This is a genomic window from Mesorhizobium sp. M4A.F.Ca.ET.020.02.1.1 (assembly GCF_004022645.1).
Taxonomy (GTDB): domain Bacteria; phylum Pseudomonadota; class Alphaproteobacteria; order Rhizobiales; family Rhizobiaceae; genus Mesorhizobium.
Map to the genome: position 1 here is coordinate 1 of NZ_RZOI01000509.1, position 4,527 is coordinate 4,527.

Consider the following 4,527-nt stretch of genomic DNA (forward strand, 5'->3'; position numbering starts at 1 on the left):
GAGGTCGGGGAAATTCTGGCCGAGGGCGAAGCCCGCCGTGCCGTCGGCGGTGTAGAAGCGCGCCACGCCGCGGTAGATGAGCAAGCCGCACAGCGTCACCACGAAGGGCTGCAGCTTCAGCCGCGTGATCAGCCAGCCATGCACCAGGCCGATGATGGCGCCGAGCGCGATGATCAGCACGAAGGCCAGCGGCCAGTCCAGCTCGCGCACGGCGATGAAGTCGATGAACAGCGTGCCGAGCAGCGCGACCAGCGAGCCGACCGACAGTTCGATGCCGCCTGTGATGATGACGAAGGCCTGGCCGATCGAAAGGATGCCGAACAGCCCGATCAGGTTGGAGGTGTTGGCAAGGTTGATCGGCAACAGGAAGCGCGGATTGATGGCCGTCACGACGGCGCCGACCACCAGGATAAGGACCAGCAGGCCGAGATCCTTCTTGCTCATCGTTGTCCTCCCCTTGACGGCAGGGTCCACGGTTTTGCGGCCGGACCCTGTGGCAAACAAAACTATTTCGGCGTCTTGCCCACAGCCAGCAGAAGCACGTTCTCCTGGCTGAAATGGTCCTTGTCGAGAATGCCGGATATCCGCCCCTCATGCATGACCGCGATGCGGTCCGACACCCCGATCACCTCTTCCATGTCGCTTGAGATCATCAGCACCGCGACGCCGGCATCGGCAAGCGCCCGCATCAGCCCGTAGATCTCGGCCTTGGCGCCGATGTCGATGCCGCGCGTCGGCTCGTCGAGGATCATCACCTTGGGGTTCATCGCCAGCCATTTGGCCAGCACCACCTTCTGCTGGTTGCCGCCCGACAGCGTGCCGGTGCGGGTCGCGACCGACGGCGCCTTGATGCCGAGATTGCTCTTCTGCTTCTCCGCGGTGGCAACTTCCGCGCTCGTCGAGACCAGCGAGCGCTTCGCATGCGCCGGCAGGTTGGGCAGCGAGATGTTCTGGGCAATCGATAGGTCGAGCAGGATACCGGTCAGCTTGCGATCCTCCGGCACCAGGAAGATGCCGCTCGCGACAGCGTCGGCGGCCGAGCCGAGCTTCAGCGTCTTGCCGTCGAGCGTAACGCTGCCGCCAAAGCATTCGTCGATGCCGAACAGCACGCGCGCCAGCTCAGTGCGGCCAGAGCCGACCAGACCGGCTAGTCCGAGGATTTCGCCATGGCGGACCTCGAGGTCGACGGGACGCTCCGGATAGGCGCTGGTGCGCACAGCCCGGACCGAGAGCGCGACGCCGCCCGGCGCATGCGCGGAATCCGAAACCCGCTCGCGTTCCTTCAGCATGCGGCCGATCATCAGCTTGACCATCTGGTCGTGGTCGATCTGGCTTTTCGCCAGCGTGCCGGCCAGCATGCCGTCGCGCAGCACGACGACGCGGTCGGCGACCCGCTCGACCTCGTGCAGCCGGTGCGAGATGAAGATGACGCTGATGCCTTCCACCTTCAGCGCCTTGATGACGTCGAGCAGCTTGTCGGTCTCGGCGATCGGCAGGCTGGAGGTCGGCTCGTCGAGGATCACCAGCCGCGCCTTGATCGACAGCGCCTTGGCGATCTCGACCATCTGCTGCTGGGCAAGCGACAGCGAGGCGACCGGCGCGTCGGCTGAGAAATTGGCGCCGACGCGCTTGAGCAGCGGCGCCACCATGTCGCGCAGCCTGCCGCGGTCGACCAGCTTCAGCGGCCCGGCCCGCAGCGGCTCGCGGCCGAAGAAGATATTGGCGGCGACGTCGAGATTCTCGAACAGATTGAGTTCCTGGTGCACGAAGGCGATGCCCGAACCGATGCTGGCTTCGACCGTGAGTCCCTCATGCGCGACGCCGTCGACGATGATGGTGCCGCTGTCCGGCCGCGTCACGCCGCCGAGGATCTTCATCAGCGTCGATTTGCCGGCGCCGTTCTCGCCGACCAGGCCGATCACCTCGCCCGGCCTCACCTCCATTGAGAAGCCGTCCAGCGCCACCACGCCGGGATAGGTTTTGCGCACGCCGTCCAGGCTCAGGAACGGAGCAATCGTGGATTGAGCGATGGATACGTCGGAATAATTCATCACGCCTGACAGCAGCCGGTGGGCGTTTGGCCTCAGACTGACGGGCCTTCGCGGGCCCGTCAATATGATCGCCGGCTCAAGGCAGATCCCTGAGCCGGCGAAACGTGCGTCGTCCTACTTGCCGGCCATCGCCTTGAGGTTCGCGGCGTAGGCGTCGACATCGTCCTTGCCGATGATCTTTGTCGGCACGATGATCAGGCCGCCCTCCGGGATGCCCGACTTGTCGCCCTTGAGATAGGCGGCCATCAGCTTCATGCCCTGATAGGCCCACTCGAACGGCTGCTGCACCACGGTGGCGGCAACGGTGCCTTCCTTGACGCCGCCCAGCGTGATCGGATCGTCGTCGAAGCCGACGACGGTGATCTGGCCGAGCTTGCCGGCGTCGCGCAGGGCTTCATAGATACGCGGCGTGTTGTAGGAGTAGAAGCCGACCATGCAGGTGATGTCGGGGCTGGCGACCAGCGCGTCCTCGACATTCTTCTTGGCGCGCGCCTGATCGATGTCGTCGCCGCGAACGTCGACCAGCTCGATCTTGCTGCCCTTGAGCCCGTCCTTCATGCCTTCGATGCGTTCTTTGGCATTGTCGGCGCCGAGCAGGCCGACGAAGCCCAGGCACTTGCCGCCGTCCGGCATCGCCTTCTTGGCGATCTCGGCGGCCTGCTTGCCGGCATCGACATTCGACGATCCGATATAGGCGACGCGCTTGGTCTGCGGGGCGTCCGAATCGGTGGTGAACAGTGCCGTCTGGGACGCGATCTTGTTCAGCCCGTCGGTCGAAGTCTTGGGGTCGACGGCGGAGACCATGATGCCCTTGACGCCGGCCGTCACCAGGTCGTCCATCAGCCGCTGCTGGATGGCGACGGACGACTGCTCCGGATATTTCAGCTCCAGATTGTAGTCCGGAAGCTCGCCTTGCGCCTTCTTCACGCCGGCTTCTGCCGCCTTCCAGAAGTCGGATGCGCCGTTGACGACGAAGGCCAGCGTCGGCTTGTCGTCGGCGCGCGCGATCGCGCTTGCCGACAGGCCGAGCGCCAGGGCCGCGGCGGCGATGGACGCAGTTCGGATCACAGATTTCATGTTCAACCTCCCTTTTGAAACACAGACAGAATGTGTCGCTTGCGGCGCGGGCGCCCCTCTCCTCAAGGGTTTGGCCCCAGATCCGGCAACCTGAGAATGGCGCCAATCCAGCCGCGACCGAGACACTAGACACTCATTCGCAGTTCGTAAATAGTCCGATTTGTCTGACATTTTCGTGAGTGTGCGGCGACCCTCTTCCGGCGGCTTGCCGGCCCGATGGCGCACCGCATCGCACGCCTTTACGCCACCAGCCGGAAGCCCGGATCCGGTAACGACGAGTTGACAGTAGAACGCTTACGGCTATTAGTAAATAGTATTAGTTATCGAGGATGGCCGATCCCGCCCGGGCGGGAGATCTGGCAGCCAAAGCAGAGCGCAAGGGAGGAAGAAGAGCGCCAGCGGCAAAGCGGGCCCATCGCGCGGAAATTCTAAGGAAAATCGTCAGCTTTGCTGACCTTGTCCGGTCGTTTCGTCAGCGTGCGGTGCGGCTGGCGCGGAATGCGTTGCGTGTGATAATAGTTATAATCAAGCTGCATTTCGATAAATGCGCTTCCACGAAAGCCATCTTGCCGTTGCTGCCGGCCTTTGCTTAACAACCGGCCGGGGTTGGGAAAACGACCATGAGCGAACCGACGGAATTGCGCGATCCCCCGGAGGCGTCCAGGCGACGCGCCGCCAGGCCCAAGGGCCGCGTCACCATGACCGACATCGCCAGGACCGCCGGCTGCTCGCAGGCGACGGTGTCGTTCGTGCTCAACAATTCGCCCGGCATCAGGCTCTCGCAGCAGACCCGCGACCGGGTGATCGAAGCGGCACGGTCGCTGGGTTACTCGCCGCCTGTGTTTTCCGCCCTGCGGCCGCCGGTGACGCCCTTCGAGGGGCTGGACGGCGTCATCGGCTTCGCCGTCGACCAGCTCGCCACCAGCCCCGAGGCGGTGGTCGCCATCGAGGGCGCGCGCCAGGCCTCGTGGAATGCCGGCAACGTGCTGCTTGTCGCGCAGACCATGGGCGATGCCGTCATGGAGCCGCGCGCTATTTCAGCGCTGACCAGGCGCGGCATCTCGGCGCTGATCTACATGACCATCTTCACCCGCGAGATCGCGGCGCCCGAGTTCCTCTACAGCCTCGACATCCCGGTCATCCTGCTCAACTGCTACACCGCCGACTATGCCTTCCCGGCGGTCGTGCCCTCCGAGATCGCCGGCGGCCAGAGCGCGACAAGGCATCTCATCGGCCACGGCCACCGCCGTATCGCCACCATCACCGGCGAGCCCTGGATGCAAGCGGCTCAAGATAGGCTGAAAGGCTATCGCCGCGCGCTCGCCACCGCCGACATTCCTTTCGATCCGGAGCTGGTGGTCGAGGGCGATTGGTCGGCCAGCGCCGGCTATGCCGCGAC

3 protein-coding genes and 1 pseudogene are annotated in these 4,527 nt (G+C 64.6%); 1 reads left to right on the top strand and 3 read right to left on the bottom strand.

What is annotated here, in order from left to right:
* From EN742_RS25390 to EN742_RS25400, 3 genes and pseudogenes are all read right to left on the bottom strand, one after another.
* Positions 1-444, bottom strand: a pseudogene (locus EN742_RS25390) (ABC transporter permease); the annotation flags it as partial.
* 62 nt (positions 445-506) lie between these two features.
* Entirely contained in the window at positions 507-2,051 is a 1,545-nt protein-coding gene (locus EN742_RS25395; RefSeq protein WP_127405744.1) for a sugar ABC transporter ATP-binding protein, read from the bottom strand.
* Positions 2,052-2,165: 114 nt separating this feature from the next.
* Positions 2,166-3,128 carry a sugar-binding protein gene (locus EN742_RS25400; RefSeq protein WP_126057071.1) on the bottom strand — a complete coding sequence of 321 codons (963 nt, stop codon included), beginning with the start codon at positions 3,126-3,128 and terminating at the stop codon, positions 2,166-2,168.
* A gap of 620 nt (positions 3,129-3,748) precedes the next feature.
* On the opposite strand from EN742_RS25400, the gene EN742_RS25405 reads away from it, so the two are divergent.
* Positions 3,749-4,527, top strand: a 779-nt coding sequence (locus tag EN742_RS25405) for a LacI family DNA-binding transcriptional regulator (protein ID WP_189375580.1), incomplete at its 3' end; no start/stop codon positions are given.

Coding starts and splice junctions, on each gene's coding strand:
- EN742_RS25395 (WP_127405744.1), bottom strand. CDS start 2,051: ATGAATTATTCCGACGTATCCATCGCTCAATCCACGATTGCTCCGTTC.
- EN742_RS25400 (WP_126057071.1), bottom strand. CDS start 3,128: ATGAAATCTGTGATCCGAACTGCGTCCATCGCCGCCGCGGCCCTGGCG.